Raw genomic sequence first — 330 nt, 5'->3', positions numbered from 1 at the left:
ATCAGAAACCGGGTCAGCGATTACGTGGAAATATCCCAGCTGCATTTTGCGCGGCGATAACTCCATTGGTGAGTTTTACTCGGTGGCACTGACCAGCGGTCATCAGCAAGCGGATACCGGCACCAAGATGATCCACATCGGTAAAAACACCAAATCGACCGTTATCTCGAAAGGGATCTCTGCCGGACATAGTCAGAACAGTTATCGCGGCTTAGTGAAAATCATGCCGACGGCAACCAATGCGCGCAATTTCACTCAGTGCGACTCAATGCTGATTGGCGCTAATTGTGGGGCGCATACCTTCCCGTATGTCGAATGTCGCAATAACAG

1 protein-coding gene is annotated in these 330 nt (G+C 50.6%); it reads left to right on the top strand.

What is annotated here, in order from left to right:
- Positions 1-330 (top strand): SufD family Fe-S cluster assembly protein (locus ACXIUA_RS01540; protein ID WP_457975948.1); only part of this gene is annotated, 330 nt, incomplete at both ends.

This window comes from Corynebacterium sp. UMB8791 (genome assembly GCF_054166365.1).
The sequence above is the reverse complement of the archived record's forward strand: the minus strand, read 5'-3'. Positions and strand labels throughout refer to the sequence as shown.